Raw genomic sequence first — 17,469 nt, 5'->3', positions numbered from 1 at the left:
TCCCCGACCTGGTCGGGGACGCGCACTACGGCGAGGAGCTGCAAACGGTCGGTTTGCCGCCGGGCAGCGTGATCACCGCCGTGTTGCCGAGCACCCGCATGCTGTAACGGCTGCGGGTGGCGAGCGCAGGCAGTGTGCAGGCGCCCGCAAGCAGGCGGTCGGCCATGGCATCGTTGGCAGGGTCCTGCCTGACTTCGTCCATGCCCATGCCGTAGTACTGGATGAAGTTGCGCGAGTTGAAGTCCCTGGCTTCCAGATAGGGCAGCACCAGCGTATCCAGCAGATGAAATTGCGCGGCGGCGTGCGCGGTCAAGGGCGAATAGCCGGCAGAGCCGTCCAGCAGAAATTGGCTAACGCCGTGCCGGGCCTTGAGGTCGGCAAGGTCGTTTGCCAATTGCGATGCAATGCGGTCTTCATAGTGCTGCTGGGCGGCGAGTGCGCTGCCGTAAACGCCGGCAAACGTCAGCATGCCCAGCGCCCAGATGCCGGCAAAAGTCGCCGTGAGGTACGTCGCCCAGGTCTTGCTGCCGGCACCGCTGGCCGCATAAAGGCTGATCAGGCTTGCGCTGATCAGGGCGCCTACGCTGGAAAATACTCGCGGTGCCAGCACCGGCGAGACCAGCAGCAACATCGGGCCGGCCAGGCACAGCAGCGCGACACACGGCACCAGCAGCGCAAAAGCGATGATGCCGAGCCTGAGCCACCATGGGCGGCCCGGGACAAGCGCATAACGCAGGCCGATGACTAGCGGCAGGATCGCCGCCAGCAACAACATCGGCAGGAAGATATGCATCCAGCTGTGCGGCATGGCGTCGAGCAGATAGGCACCCATCATCCTGGCGTTGTGCTGCACCGTCGACAGCTGACCAAGACCGTGGATCGTATGGCTGTGCTCCTGCACCCATTCGCGCACCGTAGGCGCGACCTTCCATTGATAGACGAGCAAGGCCAGCACCGCCTGTCCGGAGTAGCGCAGCGCCTGCAGCGCCAGCTGCCGTGGCGGTACGGATTCGGTCTGCCATACCAGCAGGTCCAGCAGCACGAACAACAGAAACACATTGAACGACGGCTGGTAGCTGCACAGGCAGCCGAACAGGGCGGCTGCGCCGAGCCAGAAGCCGGCCCGGCCGCGCGGGAACAGCGTGACGGGCAGCAGCGCCAGCAGCAGGGACAAGGCCATCGGCGCTGCGTCGAAGCGGAACGACAGGCTTTGCAGGAAGAACGGCTGGGCGCCCAGCGGCAACGCCAGCAGTGCGGCCAGCCATGGCGAGGCGATGGCATAGCGCCTGGCGATCAACACACCGCTCAGCGCCAGCAGGGCAATCGCCAGCAGCTGCGACAACGGTGCGATATCGACCAGAAACGGCAGCTTCAGTACCAGTAGCTTCATCAACAGCGTGGTCAATGGCCGCCCATTGATATCCCAGGCATAGGCACCGTTGAGCGCGCGTGCGAGATCGTCGTTGCAGGGACGGTCGGCGCGCAGGATGGGATAAAGCACGAACAGGAAATATCCCAGGAACAAGATGCCGAAGACTTGCCTGCCATGCAGGCGTGCTGACGAATCCATTCGACTCTTTTTCGTGGATGGCTGTTCGGAGGCGTGGCGCGCAGGTCTGGCCGCCCACCGTTGGGAGCGGCGACTTTACCCGAATGATGCATGGAAAAGTGCGCTTTTTTGCGGGCGCCGCCGCGGGCCTAACCGCGCGCGCCGTTGGCGGCAGCCGGGCTAGCGCTTATCCTAGGCAATTCGTAGGCTGCGCCGCTCGAAGCCGGTGCTGTCGATTTCGTCGATATGGCTGAATGGTGCAGGGGTGTAGCTATGCAGGGTTCCACAGGGACGTCGATCATCAATCCGGCGGTGATGGGCAAGCTTGCCGAATACTGTCAGGAGTTCGTGTCGGCGCCGCCATTCCCGCATGTCGTCATCGAGGATTTTTTTGCGCCGGATTTTGCGCAGGCGCTGCTCGATACGTTCCCGGCCTTCGAGCGTGGCAATGCGGTAGCCGAGAGCGGCGAACTGGGCGGCAAGTCCACCGTCGACAAGGTGCGCAGCCTGGGCGCGGCCTACGCGCAGCTGGACGATGCGATCAAGAGCCCTGAGTTCCTGCAGGCGGTCGGCGAACTGACCGGCATCGACGGCCTGATCTACGATCCCTGGTACCTGGGCGGCGGCACGCACGAAAACCGTGATGGCGTGGCGCTGGATCCACATGTCGACTTCAACTACCACCCCAGCGAGCGCTGGCATCGCCGGCTCAATCTGATCGTCTACCTCAATCCAAACTGGGGCGAGGACTGGGGCGGTAACCTGGAGCTGTTCCGCGACCCGCATGTGGATAGCCGGCCGTCGCGTTCGGTGAGCCCGGTGTTCAATCGCTGCGTGATTTTCGAAACCTCGGAAGTGTCGTGGCATGCCTTCGACACCATCCGCGTCCCACCCGGCCATGAAGGCACTACTCGCCGTTCGGTGGCGCTGTATTTCTATACCAAGGACCGGCCAGCGGAGCAGACGGCATCGCGGCATACGACGTATTACGTAAAGCGCCAATTGCCCGATCACTTCCATGAAGGCCGCACCCTGTCGCGGAGCGACGTGGCGGAGATCAGGCATCTGCTGGATATCCGCGATAGCCATATCCGTCAGCTGTATGCGGAAAACACCGCCTTGCGCAAAGCGCAGGACCGCGGCCTGACCGGTCACTTGCTGTATCTGGCCAAGCGCGCCTACGTACGCTTCCGGCGCTGAGGCGTCAGTGGCGGTCGGTGGTGCGGTAGCGGCGATCGTTCAACATCACCGGCAGCAGGGCATAGCGCAGGGCGTGATCGCCGCCATCCGGCGCGGGCGTTACCGTCATGTGTTGCGCATATTCGCGCAGCACGCCGGCCACGTCGGCACGCGGCATCGCATCCACCAGCTGCACGCTCGCCGCCGAGCCGTCGGGCTTGAATGCGATGATGAAATCGGCGATGCCTGCATCGGGCAGTCGTTCATCCAGGGGCGCCTTGAAATGGTTGCGCGGCGAAGTGGGGTGCAGATGGTTGAACAGCGTTTCGCCGGCAATACCGGTCTTGATGGAGAGATCGTTGGCCGCCACGAAGCTGTTGACGTCGGCCATGATGGCGGCCATCTGCGAATCGCCGATATGGTCCATCACCCGTTGCACCAGTTCGGCGGCGTAGGCGTCGCGTGATTCGCGGTCCCGCTTGGACATCAATGCGTAGTGCGCGTAGATCTGCGCCCAGTTCATGGCTTCGCGGTACTGGCCAGTAGCAAGTTTCAGTTCCGCCATTTTCGCCATCGCCAGCACGCTGCCGCGAATGGCCGCATTGCTGAGATACAGGCTGGCCTTGTCCGGATCTTCCGTCACTGGCGAGCCCGATGCGTGCTGGCCCATGTGATACAGCGAGCCAAGTACGTAGAGCGTATGCGGATCGCCGCTTTGCGCTGCGCTCGCTTCGAAGCCGGCGAGCAGCCGCTGGCGTTCGCTGAGCGCCAGCGAGCTGTCGAGCACTTGCGACCATTGCGCATCGGAAACCGGTGCCGCCGAAGTGGGTGCGATGGAGTCGGCGGCCACGGCGCCGGTGAAACTGCACGCGATAAACAGTGCGATCGCTGCGCCACATGCGCGTATCCATTGCTGCGCCATACGCTTCTCCATGCATAGTCCCTGGTGCGCGCAACACTAGCACTGCGCCATGCGCAACGCGCGGCCCGCAAGCTTCTGCGCTTAGCGACCTATCAGCGGAATATTTAGCGGGCGCGCGCCCAGCTGTTCGGGCAGGCCCAGTCCCAGGCGCAGGCTGCGGCCGATCCGGTCGGCATGCTGCTGCATCCGCTGCGCATCGGCCTCGCTCAACAATTCGCGGGTGGTGGCCTGCCACAGCGACAGCCAGCGCTCGAAGTGCTCGGCGCGGATCGGCTGGGCGCGATGCACCGCCATCGGATTGCCGCGGTAGCTATTGGCGCGCAGCGCCACCGAACTCCAGAACGCGGTGAGCGTGCGCTTGTGCTCGTCCCAGTCGTCCACGGCGGCGTTGAATACCGGGCCGATCAGGGGATCCAGGCGCACCTTGTCGTAGAAGTGATCGACCAGCTTGGCGATCGTCGCGGTATCGAGGGAAGAGCTGTCTTGCATGGCGTCATGATACCGGCCACGCGTCGCCGGCGCGGTGCGACATGGCGACGCTGCCGGTCCCATGAAAAAAGCCGGGTTTCCCCGGCTTTTTTGCGAAAGGCACGGCTGCGCTTACTTGGCCGCCACCAGCGCCTTGGTCATGTCGAGCATGCGGTTGGAGAAACCCCACTCGTTGTCGTACCAGCTCAGCACCTTCACCAGGGTACCGCCCATCACGCGGGTCTGGGTGGTGTCGTAGATGGAGGAGTGCGCGTTGTGGTTGAAGTCGATCGACACCAGCGGCTTGGTGTTCACCGCCAGGATGCCCTTCAGCGCGCCGTTGGCGGCTTCGTTGATGGCAGCGTCGATTTCTTCCTTGGTGGTATTGCGCGCGGCGACGAAGCTCAGGTCCACCACCGAGACGTTGATGGTCGGCACGCGCATGGCGAAACCGTCCAGCTTGCCGTTGAGGTCGGGCAGCACCAGGCCCACCGCAGCGGCGGCGCCGGTCTTGGTCGGGATCTGCGAATGCGTGGCAGAACGGGCGCGGCGCAGGTCCGAGTGATAGACGTCGGTCAGCACCTGGTCGTTGGTGTAGGCGTGGATGGTGGTCATCAGGCCGTGCACGATGCCGATCTTGTCGTGCAGCACCTTGGCCAGCGGCGCCAGGCAGTTGGTGGTGCAGGAGGCGTTGGAGATCACTTCGTGCGCGGCGGTGATCTTGTCGTGGTTCACGCCGAACACGAAGGTGCCGTCCACGTCCTTGTCGCCGGGGGCGGAGATGATCACCTTCTTGGCGCCGGCGGCCAGATGTGCGCCGGCCTTGGCCTTGGAAGTGAACAGGCCGGTGCATTCCAGCACCACGTCCACGCCCAGCTCGCCCCAGGGCAGCTTGGACGGGTCGCGCTCGGCGCAGACCTTGATGCGGTCGCCGTTGACGATCAGGTCGCCGCCGTCCACCGACACTTCGCCCGGGAATTTGCCGTGGGCGGTGTCGTACTGGGTGAGGTGCGCGTTGGTCTCGGCATTGCCGAGGTCGTTGATCGCGACGATCTGGAATTCGTTCGTGCGACCTGCTTCGTACAGCGCGCGCAGGATATTGCGGCCGATGCGACCGTAACCGTTGATGGCGACCTTGATGGCCATGGGACAGCGTCCTCCGAAGTGATGGCGAGCAACAAAGCGGCGGTCCTGTGGGGCCGCCGAAAGCGACAGTTTAGCCCGAACCGGGCCGGTCCCTCACCCGGGACTGGCCCTGCCGCCCCGATCGGGGCAGGATCAGCGCCCACGCCGAACCGGCGCACGACCTTGCGGAGCATCCCCATGAGTGGCGAGCAACTGATCGAATTGAGCCTGGAACAGGTCGAGGACTACGAATTTCGCGTGCGCTTCGACGGCACCGCCATCCCTGCGCTGACCACCGACGAGGCCGCGCCGCTGGGCCGCGATGCCGGCCCCAATCCGGCGCGCATGCTTGCCGCCAGCGTGGCCAACTGCCTGTGCGCCAGCCTGCTGTTCGCCCTGCGCAAGTTCAAGGATGAGCCGGGCCGGCTGTCGGCCAAGGTTGCCGCCCACCTCACCCGCAACGAGCACGGGCGTCTGCGCATCACCCGCGTGGCGGTGGATCTGCAGCTGGCCGATGCGGCTGCGGCGCTCCCGCACGTCGAGCGTGCGCTGGCGCAATTCGAGGATTTCTGCATCGTCACCGAGAGCGTGCGGCAGGGCATTGCCGTGGATGTGCAGGTGCGCGACGCGAGCGGCGCCGTGGTGCATGCCAGCGCCGCCTGAGTGTCACACCGGTTGTGGCAAGATTCCCCCCTTTCTGTTCGTGAGTTGCCCGCATGTTCTCGATCCGCCGCCTCGCTGCCGCCTTGTTCGCCACGCTTGCCATCGCACCTGCCACACAGGCCTGGGGCCCCTTGGGCCACAGCGTGGTGGCCGAGCTCGCGCAGCGTCACCTGAGTCCTGCCGCGAAGGCGGAAGTGGAACACCTGCTGGCGCTGGACCACACCGCGGCGCTGGCCGATATCGCCAGCTGGCCGGATGAAATCCGCGACGATCCCAAGCAGCAGGACCTGTGGAAGCAGACGCGCGCACTGCATTACATCGATTTCCGCAGCGGCGACTGCATCTATACGCCGCCGCGCGACTGCAAGGGCGGCCAGTGCGTGGTCGAGGCGATCCCGCATTACATCCAGGTGCTGGGCGATCGCAGCCAGCCGGATGCGGTGCGTCTGCAGGCACTGAAGTTCGTGGTGCACTTCATCGGCGATATCCATCAGCCGCTGCACGCCGGCTACAAGGACGACCTGGGCGGCAACAAATACCAGGTGCAGTTCCAGGGGCAGGGCATGAATCTGCATCGGGTATGGGATTCGGGCCTGCTGAGCACGCGCAAGCTGGATGCGAAGGCGTATGCGGACATGCTCGACGCGCAAGGCACCGAGCCGCTGCCGCCGGCTATCGCGCCGTTCGATAACGCCGCGGCGCAATGGGCGGAAGAATCCTGCCAGATCACCCGCACGATCTATCCCGACGGGCACAAGATCGATCAGGCCTACATCGATGCGCAATTGCCGGTAGCCGATGCGCGGCTGCGCGAAGCGGGCCGGCGCCTGGCGGAAGTGCTCAACCTCACCCTGCAGAACGGCTGATCGCCGCACGCAGGTTGGGTTAGCGCAGCGTAACCCAACACATTTCCACCGCTGCCAAACGTCGTTGGGTTACTCCGGATCTGCTCCGCAGTAACCCAACCTGCGCAGCCCATGTCAGGGGCTGGCTTTGGCGGTGGCGTTCGACGTTGCAGTCGGCCCACCGATATTCCGATCCAGGAATTCCAGCATCTTCTCGTACGCTTCTTGCCGATGTTTGGGCGGGTAGAAGCCATGTCCTTCATGGCTTTCCACCAGCGTGTCGTAATGCTTGTCCGCATGATCCAGCGCGCGGGTGAATTCCTTGAAGCTCTTGTAGGGCGTGCGCAGGTCTTCGCCGCCATGCAATAGCAGGATGTCGGCCTTGATCTGCGCCACGCCCGCAATGGGCGAGCGGCGCAGCAGGTCGTCCTGGTCCTGGCCCAACGCGTTGCGCAAATACATATCGCCGGCATCGCTTTTTTCGGTATCGCTGTCGGCGACCTGCACGCGCAGATCGTAGGTGCCGTCATAGCCGATGGCGCATTTGTACAGATCCGGCTCGCGCACCGCGCCTTCCAGTGCGGCATAGCCTCCATAGCTGCCGCCATAGATACAGATGCGGCCCGGTTCGGCATAGCCCTGGGCGATGGCCCAACGCGTTGCGTCGGTGAGATCGTCCTGCATGCTCAGGCCCCATTGCTTGTAGCCCAGGCCCTGGAACCACATGCCGCTGCCGCCGGAACCGCGATAGTTGACGCGCAACACGGCATAGCCGCGGCCGGCGAACAGTTGCGTTTCGGCATCGAAGGTCCAGGTATCGCTGACATCGATGGGACCGCCGTGCGGCAACACGATCAGCGGGTAAGGTCCCTTGCCGGCCGGCAGCGTGAGGAAGCCGTGCAGGGGCAGGCCGTCCCGCGCATTGAGGGTAATCGGCTGCATCGGACGCATTTTGCTGACGTCGATCCAGGGTTCGGCCGTCACCAGCATCGCGGCATTGCGGGCGGCGAAGTCGAACAGAAAATAGCTGCCCGGATTGCGATCGCTGACCACGGTGAGGATGGCGCGCTTGCCGTCAAGCGAGAAACTGGAGAAATAGGCGAGCTGGCCGGGGAATTTGGCCGCCGCCGCCTGATTCATCTGCGCCTCGGGGCTGTTCGGGTCGAAATAGAACAGCGACTTTTCGCCATCCTGGGTGATCACGGCGTAGTAGTCCTTACCGTCCGCGGTAGGCAGCATCTGTCCCGGGTCGGCGAACTTGCCCTGGTAGAGCAGCTTGAGCTTGTGCGTAACCAGGTCGTAGAGGGCGATGGCGGCCGGCCGCTTGCCGTATTCCACCTTTACATACAGCCCGTTGTTGCTGCGGTCGAAGCCGATCGGCTCCAGCATGATGTGCGAGGTGGCCGGATTGTTGAGCACGCGCCAGGAACCGTTCGAGCTGTAGTTGGCGGTCGGCTGGCTGGTGTGGCCGAAGATGTAGGCGGTATCGGGCGTACGCAGCAGCAGGTTGTTCTTGGGATGTGCGCCGCTCTCGGAATATTGCCAGAGCGTATTTCGGAACCCCTCGTCATAGGTGTAGGCGATGCGCGGCTTGCCGCGATGATCGGCGATAAAGCTGGCATTGCGTCCTGGGGAGATCACCAGGTTGGTTTCGGTGCCGCCGTCGATATTGACCAGGCGTGCTTCGGTGTAGACGCCTGCGCGATCGGCGGAGAAGGCCCGCACGGCTACCAGGATGTTGCGGTTGATCGCAGGCTCCGTGGTGATGGGAAACGCCTGGTCGTTGAACGATGCGCTGCGCACCGCTGCATTGCGCGAGCGGGCACCGAACAGATCGACGATCTGGCTGCCGTCTGCATTGAAGGCCAGCAATTCGCCGGTAAGCACCGGCTGGTCGAAGCCGCCTCGGCGCATGCCGATGGAGGTGACGACGCGGTCGCCGGCAGCCCAGAAATATTTATTGAAAATGAGCGTACGGCCGGAACGCATCACGTCGACCGGTTGCCGCGTCTGCGTATTGAACACCGCCAGCATGTTTTCGTACGGCTTGTCGTCGTTGGGTACGAGCGCGGCGAAATACTGTCCGTCGGGCGAGATCTGCACATCGGAAAAATCCGGGCGGCGCAGCATGCCCTGCACGGACATATCGAAGCTTGGCGCAGCCGGCGCCGGTGTGTTTTGTGCAAGCGTCGGCTGCCCGCAAGCAAGGCTCAGCAATACGGCGGCGAGCAGCCGCAGTCCATGTATGGTCTTCATCAATTCCCCCTGGCGAGGTCAGCGCCGGCCCTCTCCGGTGCGCGGCTCGCCTGCCGGAGATGTTACGCAATTTGTGCCGGCGAAGATCACCCTGCGGCGACAGCAGGATTTTGCGATGCGCCGGTCAATGCCCGGACACGCTGGCCGGCGCTGCGGGGCCCGATGCGTTGCCGGGGCTGCCGATATGGCGGTCCAGGAAATCCAGCATGCGCGCATAAGCCGCTTGCTTGTGCTGGGGCAGGAAGAAGCCGTGTCCCTCATCGGGTTCGACCAGGGTTTCGTAGTGTTTGCCGTTGTCCTGCAGCGCCTTGACCAGTTCCTGGAAGTGCTTGAACGGGGCGCGCGGATCCTGGCCGCCGTGGATCAGCAGGATATCGGCCTTGATGCGCGCTGCGCCGCTCACCGGCGAGCGGCGCAGCAAGTCGTCCGGATCGGTGCCGAGGGCGAGCTTCAGATACGCATCGCCGCGATCGGTCAGTTCGGTATCGCTGCGCGCCAGTTGCACGCGCAGGTCGTAGACACCGTCGTAGCCGATCGCGCATTTATACAGATCCGGTTCGCGCACGGCGCCTTCCAGCGCGGCGTAGCCGCCGTAGCTGGCGCCGTAGATGCAGATGTGCGCCGCATCGGCATAGCCTTGCTGGATGGCCCAGCGAGTGGCATCGGTGAGATCGTCCTGCATGCTCAGCCCCCATTGGCGGAAGCCGCGCGAAATGAAATTGCTGCCGTAGCCGCCGGAGCCGCGGTAATTGATCTGCAGCACGGCATAGCCGCGGCTGGCGAATAGCTGCGCTTCCGGATTGAAGGTCCATTGATCGGCGATGCCGTGCGGGCCGCCATGCGGCAGCACGATCAGCGGGAACGGCGCCTGGCCGGCGGGCAGGGTGAGGAAACCGTGCAGCAGCAAACGATCTCGGGTGGTCAGCTCGATCGGCTGCATCGGGCGCATCTGCTGCGGGTCGATGCCGGATAGCGCACTGAAGACATGCCGTGCCTGGTGCGTAACCAGGTCGAATAGATAGTAGTCACCCGGATTGCGGTCGCTGACTACCCGCACTACGCCGCGTTTGCCGTCGCGGGTGAAGCTGGCGAAATACGCCAGCTGGCCGGGGAAGTCGGCGGCCAGCGCGCGGCTCAGCTGCGCCTCCTGGCTGTTGGCGTCGAGATAGAACAGCTTCTGCACGCCGTCCTGGGTGATCACGGCGTAGTAGTCCAGGCCATCGGCGGTCGGCAGCAAGGGGCCGGGATTGGCGAACTGTCCCTGGTACAGCCGCGTGAGGTTGTGGCTGGCCAGGTCCAGCAATTCGATCGCATCCGGACGATCGCCATGCGCCACGCGGACATAGAGCTTGCTGTTGTCGCGGTTGAAGCCGATGGGAACGAAATCCATGCCCGACTTGGCGGGGTCGTTGAGCACTGCCCACGCATCGCCGGCCGTGGCGCGCAGCCATACGATGTCGCCGGCATAGTTGTTGTCCGCATAGGCCACGCGCACCTGGCCGCTATGGTCGGCCAGCATGCTGGCATTGGGCACCGGCGAGTCGCCCTGGCTGACGGTGCGCCCGCTGCGTACGTCGAGCACTTCGGCCGAGGTGAAGCTGCCCTGGCGCGAGCGGGTGAAATCGTTGACCGCGATCAGGATCCGGTCGATGCCGACCGGATAGTTGCCGATCGGCTGCGCAAAGGCTTCGCGCCGCTGTACTGCGGGAATCAGGGTGCCGGTCTGCAGGCCGCCGGCGCGATAGCCGAACAGGTCCACCTGATTGCTGCCATCGGCATTGACCGCGAACAGTTCGCCGGTCGGCATCGGCGTGTCCAGGCCGCCCTGCTGGATGGCGATGCTTACCACGATGCGCTGGTCGCTGGCCCAAAGGTAGTCGGCGATCATCGCGTCGCGGCCGGAGCGCAGCACATGCGCGATCTTGCCGGTCTGCGCATCGATGATGCACAGCAGGCTGCCATACGGGTTGTCCGGCTGCGGCACCACCGCGGCGAGGTAACGCCCGTCCGGGGACAGCGTGACCTTGGAGAAATCCGGTTCGCGGATGAAGCTGGCGATCGGAATGGGAGAACCATGCGCGACAGTATCGAGTGCCATGTCCGCCGCCGGCAGCGTGCGTGCGGTCAGGAGGGACGACACAAGCACGGCCGTTAGGCCCCATTTACGTCTATCCATCCATTTCACCTTTCTAAATTTCGGTACTGTTGCACCGGATTTCACATGCAATCGATTGCATACCGTTCTTTCTTGTCGAGTCGCAGTCTAGTTCTGTTAGGCTCCGTGAACGACTACGAACAATCGAATGATGACTACCGATACTCACTCCCGCCGTACCAAGATTGTTGCCACCCTGGGCCCCGCCACCGACGCGCCGGGCATGCTCGAAAAAATCATCAGTGAAGGCGTGGATGTAGTACGCCTCAACCTCTCGCATGGCCAGCCCGACGATCATCGCGCCCGCGCCACCGCCGTGCGGCAGGCTGCGGAAAAGCTCGGACGCGAAGTGGGCATCCTGGCCGACCTGCAGGGTCCCAAGATCCGCGTCGAACGTTTTGCCAACGGTCCGGTGGAATTGCGCGACGGCGATCCGTTCGTGCTCGACTGCCGCGTCGATGCGCCGCCCGGCGACGTCACCCGCGTCGGCGTGAGCTACCTGGGCCTGCCGCAGGATGTGAAACCGGGCGACGTGTTGCTGCTCGATGACGGCCTGGTGGCCTTGACGGTGCTCGAGGTGGTCGGCACGGAAGTGCGCTGCAGCGTGCTGGTCGGCGGCCGCCTCTCCGATCGCAAGGGTTTGAATCGACAGGGCGGCGGCTTGTCGGTGTCGGCGCTGTCCGACAAGGACAAGAACGACATCAAGCTGGCGGCCGAGATCGGCGCCGACTTCCTGGCGGTCTCGTTCGTGCGCTCCGGCGCGGACATGGAGCAGGCGCGACGCCTGCTGCAGGAAGCCGGCGGCAATGCGTCGCTGGTGGCCAAGATCGAGCGTGCCGATGCGATTCCGGTGCTGGGCGAAATCATCGACGCCTCCGACGTGGTGATGGTGGCGCGCGGCGACCTCGGCGTGGAAATCGGCGATGCCGAGTTGCCGGGCCTGCAGAAGAAGATCATTCGCGAGTCGGTGCAGCGCAATCGCGCGGTCATCACCGCGACCCAGATGCTGCAATCGATGGTGCGCTCGCCCATTCCGACCCGCGCGGAAGTGCTCGACGTGGCCAATGCGGTGATCGACGGCACCGACGCGGTGATGCTGTCCGAAGAGTCCGCGGCTGGCGCTCATCCGGACAAGGCGGTGGCCGCGCTGCGCCGCATCTGCCTGGGCGCCGAACGCCAGTTCGAGCCGAAAGACGACCTCACCCGGGACGCCCATCACCTGGATCGCACCGATCAGGCGATTGCGCTGGCGGCGATGCTGCTGGCCGGCGAAGTGGGCGTGCGTGCGATCGTGGCGCTGACCGAATCGGGCGCTACGGCGCAGTGGCTGTCGCGTTATCGCAGCGCAGTGCCGATCTACGCCTTGTCGCCGTTCGACGATGCGCGCCGCCGCATGCTGGTGCTGCGCGATGTGCAGCCGGTGAAATTCACCCACGACACCTTGAATCCGGCGGTGTCGGCGCGTGAAGCGGTGCGTCAGCTGTTCGCGGCGGGCAAGCTGTCCGAAGGCGACCGCGTGGTGCTCACCCACGGCGACCATATCGGTCGCGGCGGCGGCACCAACACGCTGCGCCTGCTCGCGGTCGGCGCGGACGGCATGGTGGAAAGCCTGCGCGATCTTTGATCGCCATTGCAGCCCGCAGCGCCCCTGCGCTGCGGGTTCGCTAGACTAGCCTTCGTCCCCAACTGCTCCATCGGAGGTATGTCATGCGCGCTTCGACCCGTTTCGGCCGTTCCTTGCTGGTGGCCGCGCTGCTGGCCGCCGGCATGCCTGCACTGGCCCAGCAGCAGGCGCGCCGGGTGGCGCCCGAGCAGCTGCCCAACGACTGGATCCTGCTCAATCAAGGCAGCATCTCGGTGGATGTGCCCAACAGCGGCGTCAACATCTACAAGCCGGGCTGCGTGGCAGTGACCTACACCATCGGCACCGATGGCGTGCCTATGAACCTGCAGGCGGCCAAGGTGATGCCGCCCAGCGACCTGGGCAAGGCCGCGATCAGCGCGGTATCCAAGTTCCGCTACGGCCCTTCGCTGACAAACAAGAACGAAAATCCGGTCTCCACCTACTACATCGTCCCCTTCAACGGTCCGGACGACAAAGCCCAGCAGGCCGCCCTGATGGCTCCCTGCAAACTGCCCGGCTACGGCAGCTGAGCGGCCACCGGCCGGAGCCCCGGTTCCGGCCGCGGACGCCGCTTATTCCGGTTGGGTCTATAATCCCGCCTTTTCAACCTGACCGCCCCCGCACGGGTGGCATCCCTCCCTTGCGGCCATGCCGCCAGTTTTACGGAGTCGTCCAATGAGCATTGAAGATCTCGAGAGCATCGCCCTGGCGATGGTCGCGCCCGGCAAGGGCATCATCGCCATCGATGAATCGACCAACACCATCAAGAAGCGCTTCGAGGCGGTCGGGATTGAGAACACCGAAGAGAACCGCCGCGCCTACCGCGAACTGCTGCTGACCGCGCCGAGCCTCTCCGACCACATCTCCGGCGCCATCCTGTACGACGAAACCATCCGTCAGTCGACCAAGGACGGCGTGCCCTTCACCCAGGTGATGAAGAAGAACGGCATCATCCCGGGCATCAAGGTGGACAAGGGCCCGGTGCCGCTGGCCGGCTTCCCCGGCGACGTCGTCACCGAAGGCCTGGACGGCCTGCGCGAGCGCCTGGCTGAATACGTCAAGCTCGGCGCGCAGTTCGCCAAGTGGCGCGCGGTGATCAACATCAGCGAAGACAATCCCAGCTCCACCGCCATCGAAGCCAACTGCCACGCGCTGGCCCGCTACGCCGCGCTGTGCCAGGAAGCCGGGCTGGTGCCGATGGTCGAGCCGGAAGTGATCATGGACGGCGACCACAGCATCGAAGTCAGCTACGAAGTGCACGAAGCCGTGCTGCGCAGTCTGTTCAACGCGCTGTACGAGCAGAACGTGCTGCTGGAAGGCACCATCCTGAAGGTCAGCATGGTGATTCCGGGCAAGGACGCGGACGAACAGGCCAGCGTGGAAGAAGTGGCCGAAGCCACCGTGCGCGTGCTCAAGACCACCGTGCCGGCCACGCTGCCGGGCATCGTGTTCCTCTCGGGCGGCCAGAGCGACGAGCAGTCCACCGCGCATCTCAATGCGATGAACCGCATGGGCCCGCACCCGTGGCCGCTGTCCTTCTCCTACGGCCGCGCCATGCAGCAGGCTGCGCTGAAGCTGTGGTCCAAGGACATGAAGGCCAATTACGCCGAAGCCCAGAAGACTGTTGCCGCCCGCGCCAAGGACAATGGCCTGGCTGCGCTGGGTCAGTGGAAGGGCTGAGCACTTTCTGTTCAGCGTAAAAGAAAGGGCGCCGTCTGGCGCCCTTTCTGTTTCTGCTTCAGGCAACAACTATCAGAAGCGGTATTCGGCAGCCACCGTCACCGCATTGGTCTGCAACTGCACACCCTGATCGCCGCCCTTGCTGGCGCCGTCGTAGTAGTTGTAGTTGAGGCCCAGGCTGAAGTTCTGGTTGATGTTGTAGCCCACGCCCACGCCGGCATACGGGCGCACGCGCTCGAAGCGGTCATAACCGGTCGCATAGGTATTGGTCAGGCCTTGGCCCTGGGCATAGAACGCACCGGCGCGCACTTCCGCGTACCAGCTCGGGTTGAAGTTCCAGCGCAGGTTTGCACCCAGGGTCGGACCATGCAGGCGGCCGCGCAGCGAGGACACGTCATTGGCGCCCTTGGCGTCGATAAAGCCCAGATACTCATAGCCGGCTTCTACGCCGACCGAGGTTTCAGGGTTGATGGCGAAGCGGTAACCGCCCTTCACGCCACCGATGTAACTGCCCTGACTGTCGTACGGACCCTTGTTTACCTGGCCATAACCGGCCTCTGCGCCTACGTACCAGCCTTGTTGGGCGGTGGGGGCGGAAGCGGTCTGCGCGAACGCGGCGGGGACAGCGGCCAGACCAACGGCGGCGAGAGCAATAGCAAACAGCGTCTTTTTCATGGAGTACTCCTTTTATGCCTTTGATCAGGTCGGTCGGCGCTGAGGGGGAAAGCCGATCGAGCCTGTACGCATGCGTGCGGCGATGCGTAGGCAGTTAGATGCGTTCGCCTCTGGGAGATTCAATACCCGGAAGTTTAGTATTAAGACGACATTAAGAAATCGAGAAAAATGAATGAGCTAGCTCTGGCGAACCGTTCTGGCCGGCGCCCCTGGAGGTGCCCGGAACCCCGCGTAGACCGCGCCGGATGGACGACAGAAATGCAGCGATCGGCGACAATGCCCCACTTTTATCGCCTGCCCCCGGAGACAGACCTGATGACTTCCCGTCGCGTACTCGCCAACGCCATCCGCGCCCTGGCCATGGATGCCGTGGAGGCGGCCAATTCCGGCCATCCCGGCATGCCGATGGGCATGGCCGACATCGCCGAAGTGCTGTGGAACGACTTCCTGAAGTTCAATCCGCGCAATCCGAAGTGGCCTAACCGCGACCGTTTCGTGCTCTCCAATGGCCACGGCTCGATGCTGCAGTACGCCTTGCTGCACCTCACCGGCTACGACCTGCCGATGGACCAGCTCAAGCGTTTCCGCCAGCTGCACTCCAAGACCGCCGGCCATCCGGAAGCCAGCGAAACCCCAGGCGTGGAAACCACCACCGGCCCGCTCGGCCAGGGCCTGGCCAATTCGGTCGGCTTTGCGCTGGCGGAAAAAGTGCTGGCCGCGCATTTCAATCGCCCCGATCACACCATCGTCGACCACCACACCTTTGTGTTCGTGGGCGACGGTTGCCTGATGGAAGGCATTTCGCATGAAGCCGCCTCGCTGGCCGGCACCTGGAAGCTGGGCAAGCTGGTCGCGGTCTACGACGACAACAACATCTCCATCGACGGCGAAGTGGAAGGCTGGTTCACCGACGACACCGCCAAGCGTTTCGAGGCCTATGGCTGGAACGTGATCGGCGTGGTCGACGGCCACGATGCCGAAGCCGTGAAGAAGGCCCTGGCGCAGGCTACCTCGCAGAGCGAAAAGCCCACGCTGGTCATCTGCAAGACCATCATCGGTTTCGGCGCACCGCACAAGCAGGGCAAGGAAGAAAGCCACGGCGCGGCGCTGGGCAAGGACGAAGTGGCCGCCGCGCGCGACGAACTCGACTGGCGCTATCCGCCGTTCGAGATCCCGGCGGACATCTATGCCGCGTGGGACAAGAAAGCCGCGGGCGCCGAGCGCGAGCAGCAGTGGAACGACGTGTTCGCCAAGTACGAAGCGGCCTATCCGGAACTGGCCGCCGAATTCCGCCGCCGTACGGCCGGCGAACTGCCGGCGGACTGGGCGGAAAAGTCGCAGGCCTATGTGGCCAAGCTGCAGGCCGAAGGTCCCAACGTGGCCTCGCGCAAGGCTTCGCAGATGACGCTGGATGCGTTCGGCCCGCTGCTGCCGGAAATGGTCGGCGGTTCGGCCGACCTGGCCGGCTCCAACCTCACCATGTGGAAGGGCAGCAAGAACATCACCGGCCCGGACGGCAACTACGTGCACTACGGCGTGCGCGAGTTTGGCATGAGCGCGATCGCCAACGGCCTCGCCCTGCATGGTGGCTTCCTGCCGTACGACGGTACCTTCCTGGTGTTCTCCGACTACGCGCGCAATGCCGTGCGCATGGCCGCGCTGATTCCGGCGCACGTGATCCATGTCTACACGCACGATTCGATCGGCCTGGGCGAGGACGGTCCCACCCATCAGCCGGTCGAGCATATGAGCTCGCTGCGCCTGATTCCGAACAACCGCCTGTGGCGTCCCTGCGACGCGACGGAGTCGGCGATGTCGTGGAAGGTTGCGATCGAACGCAAGGGTGCGCCGTCCTGCCTGGTGTTCTCGCGCCAGACGCTCAAGCATCAGCAGCGCACGCCGCAGCAGATGGCGGATATCGCGCGCGGCGCCTATGTGCTGTCCGATCCGGCCGACACCAAGTTCAAGGCGATCCTGATCGCCACCGGTTCCGAGGTGGAGCTGGCGATGGAAGCGGCGCGTACGCTGGCACAGCAGAACGTGCCGGTGCGCGTGGTGTCGATGCCGTGCACGGAAGAATTCGACGCGCAGCCGCTGGAATATCGCGAAGGCGTGCTGCCGAGCTGGTGCCGCGCCCGCGTAGCCGTGGAAGCTGCCGCTGTCGATTTCTGGTTCAAGTACGTGGGCCTGGACGGCGAAGTGATCGGCATGACCACCTTCGGCGCTTCCGCACCGGCACCGGCGCTGTTCGACTATTTCGGCTTCACCGTAAGCAACGTGGTCGATGCCGTGAAGCGCGTCATCCGCTGATGTAACTCCGTGTCCTCG

14 protein-coding genes are annotated in these 17,469 nt (G+C 64.3%); 7 read left to right on the top strand and 7 right to left on the bottom strand.

The features are described from left to right. Positions 1-25: 25 nt before the first annotated feature. Positions 26-1,570: a glucosyltransferase domain-containing protein gene (locus IGX34_RS01420; RefSeq protein WP_192553878.1), complete on the bottom strand. Its 1,545-nt coding sequence runs from the start codon at positions 1,568-1,570 to the stop codon at positions 26-28. A gap of 252 nt (positions 1,571-1,822) precedes the next feature. On the opposite strand from IGX34_RS01420, the gene IGX34_RS01415 reads away from it, so the two are divergent. Beyond that, positions 1,823-2,749 carry a 2OG-Fe(II) oxygenase gene (locus IGX34_RS01415; protein WP_192553877.1) on the top strand — a complete coding sequence of 309 codons (927 nt, stop codon included), beginning with the start codon at positions 1,823-1,825 and terminating at the stop codon, positions 2,747-2,749. 4 nt (positions 2,750-2,753) lie between these two features. Here IGX34_RS01415 and IGX34_RS01410 read toward each other — a convergent pair whose 3' ends face one another. From IGX34_RS01410 to gap, 3 genes are all read right to left on the bottom strand, one after another. Beyond that, the gene (locus IGX34_RS01410) at positions 2,754-3,662 is read right to left on the bottom strand and encodes a hypothetical protein (RefSeq protein ID WP_192553876.1); all 909 of its coding nucleotides are present in this window, start codon (positions 3,660-3,662) and stop codon (positions 2,754-2,756) included. A 69-nt stretch (positions 3,663-3,731) separates the two neighbouring features. Continuing rightward, complete coding sequence (locus IGX34_RS01405; protein WP_192553875.1) at positions 3,732-4,139, bottom strand: group III truncated hemoglobin; 408 nt, start codon at positions 4,137-4,139, stop codon at positions 3,732-3,734. A 111-nt stretch (positions 4,140-4,250) separates the two neighbouring features. Continuing rightward, positions 4,251-5,264, bottom strand: a complete 1,014-nt coding sequence (gene gap / locus IGX34_RS01400; protein ID WP_192553874.1) for a type I glyceraldehyde-3-phosphate dehydrogenase — start codon at positions 5,262-5,264, stop codon at positions 4,251-4,253. A 177-nt stretch (positions 5,265-5,441) separates the two neighbouring features. Between gap and IGX34_RS01395 the strand changes: the two genes are divergently transcribed. Together IGX34_RS01395 and IGX34_RS01390 are read left to right on the top strand one after the other, a co-directional pair. Further along, positions 5,442-5,906, top strand: coding sequence for an OsmC family protein (locus tag IGX34_RS01395; protein ID WP_192553873.1), 465 nt, complete (start codon positions 5,442-5,444; stop codon positions 5,904-5,906). Between the two features lie 53 nt (positions 5,907-5,959). Next, positions 5,960-6,772, top strand: coding sequence for a S1/P1 nuclease (locus tag IGX34_RS01390; protein WP_192553872.1), 813 nt, complete (start codon positions 5,960-5,962; stop codon positions 6,770-6,772). Positions 6,773-6,886: 114 nt separating this feature from the next. On the opposite strand, the gene IGX34_RS01385 is transcribed toward IGX34_RS01390, so the two are convergent. Both IGX34_RS01385 and IGX34_RS22400 read right to left on the bottom strand, forming a co-directional pair. Continuing rightward, complete coding sequence (locus IGX34_RS01385; protein ID WP_192553871.1) at positions 6,887-9,007, bottom strand: alpha/beta hydrolase family protein; 2,121 nt, start codon at positions 9,005-9,007, stop codon at positions 6,887-6,889. Positions 9,008-9,131: 124 nt separating this feature from the next. Further along, entirely contained in the window at positions 9,132-11,147 is a 2,016-nt protein-coding gene (locus IGX34_RS22400; RefSeq protein ID WP_192553870.1) for a prolyl oligopeptidase family serine peptidase, read from the bottom strand. A 166-nt stretch (positions 11,148-11,313) separates the two neighbouring features. Between IGX34_RS22400 and pyk the strand changes: the two genes are divergently transcribed. The 3 genes from pyk (at position 11,314) to IGX34_RS01365 (ending at position 14,466) form a co-directional block, all read left to right on the top strand. Further along, positions 11,314-12,786, top strand: a complete 1,473-nt coding sequence (gene pyk, locus IGX34_RS01375) for a pyruvate kinase (RefSeq protein ID WP_192554481.1) — start codon at positions 11,314-11,316, stop codon at positions 12,784-12,786. An 83-nt stretch (positions 12,787-12,869) separates the two neighbouring features. After that, a complete protein-coding gene (locus IGX34_RS01370; RefSeq protein WP_192553869.1) occupies positions 12,870-13,316 on the top strand; it encodes an energy transducer TonB in 447 nt (148 codons plus the stop codon). Positions 13,317-13,461: 145 nt separating this feature from the next. Next, positions 13,462-14,466, top strand: coding sequence for a class I fructose-bisphosphate aldolase (locus IGX34_RS01365; protein ID WP_192553868.1), 1,005 nt, complete (start codon positions 13,462-13,464; stop codon positions 14,464-14,466). Positions 14,467-14,538: 72 nt separating this feature from the next. On the opposite strand, the gene IGX34_RS01360 is transcribed toward IGX34_RS01365, so the two are convergent. After that, positions 14,539-15,141: an outer membrane protein gene (locus IGX34_RS01360; protein ID WP_192553867.1), complete on the bottom strand. Its 603-nt coding sequence runs from the start codon at positions 15,139-15,141 to the stop codon at positions 14,539-14,541. A 315-nt stretch (positions 15,142-15,456) separates the two neighbouring features. Between IGX34_RS01360 and tkt the strand changes: the two genes are divergently transcribed. Beyond that, entirely contained in the window at positions 15,457-17,451 is a 1,995-nt protein-coding gene (tkt, locus tag IGX34_RS01355) for a transketolase (RefSeq protein ID WP_192553866.1), read from the top strand. Positions 17,452-17,469 lie beyond the last annotated feature (18 nt).

It is taken from the genome of Dyella acidiphila (genome assembly GCF_014863405.1).
Lineage (GTDB): Bacteria > Pseudomonadota > Gammaproteobacteria > Xanthomonadales > Rhodanobacteraceae > Dyella_B > Dyella_B acidiphila.
Note: the sequence above shows the minus strand (reverse complement) of the source record. Positions and strands in the feature narration are given on the sequence as shown.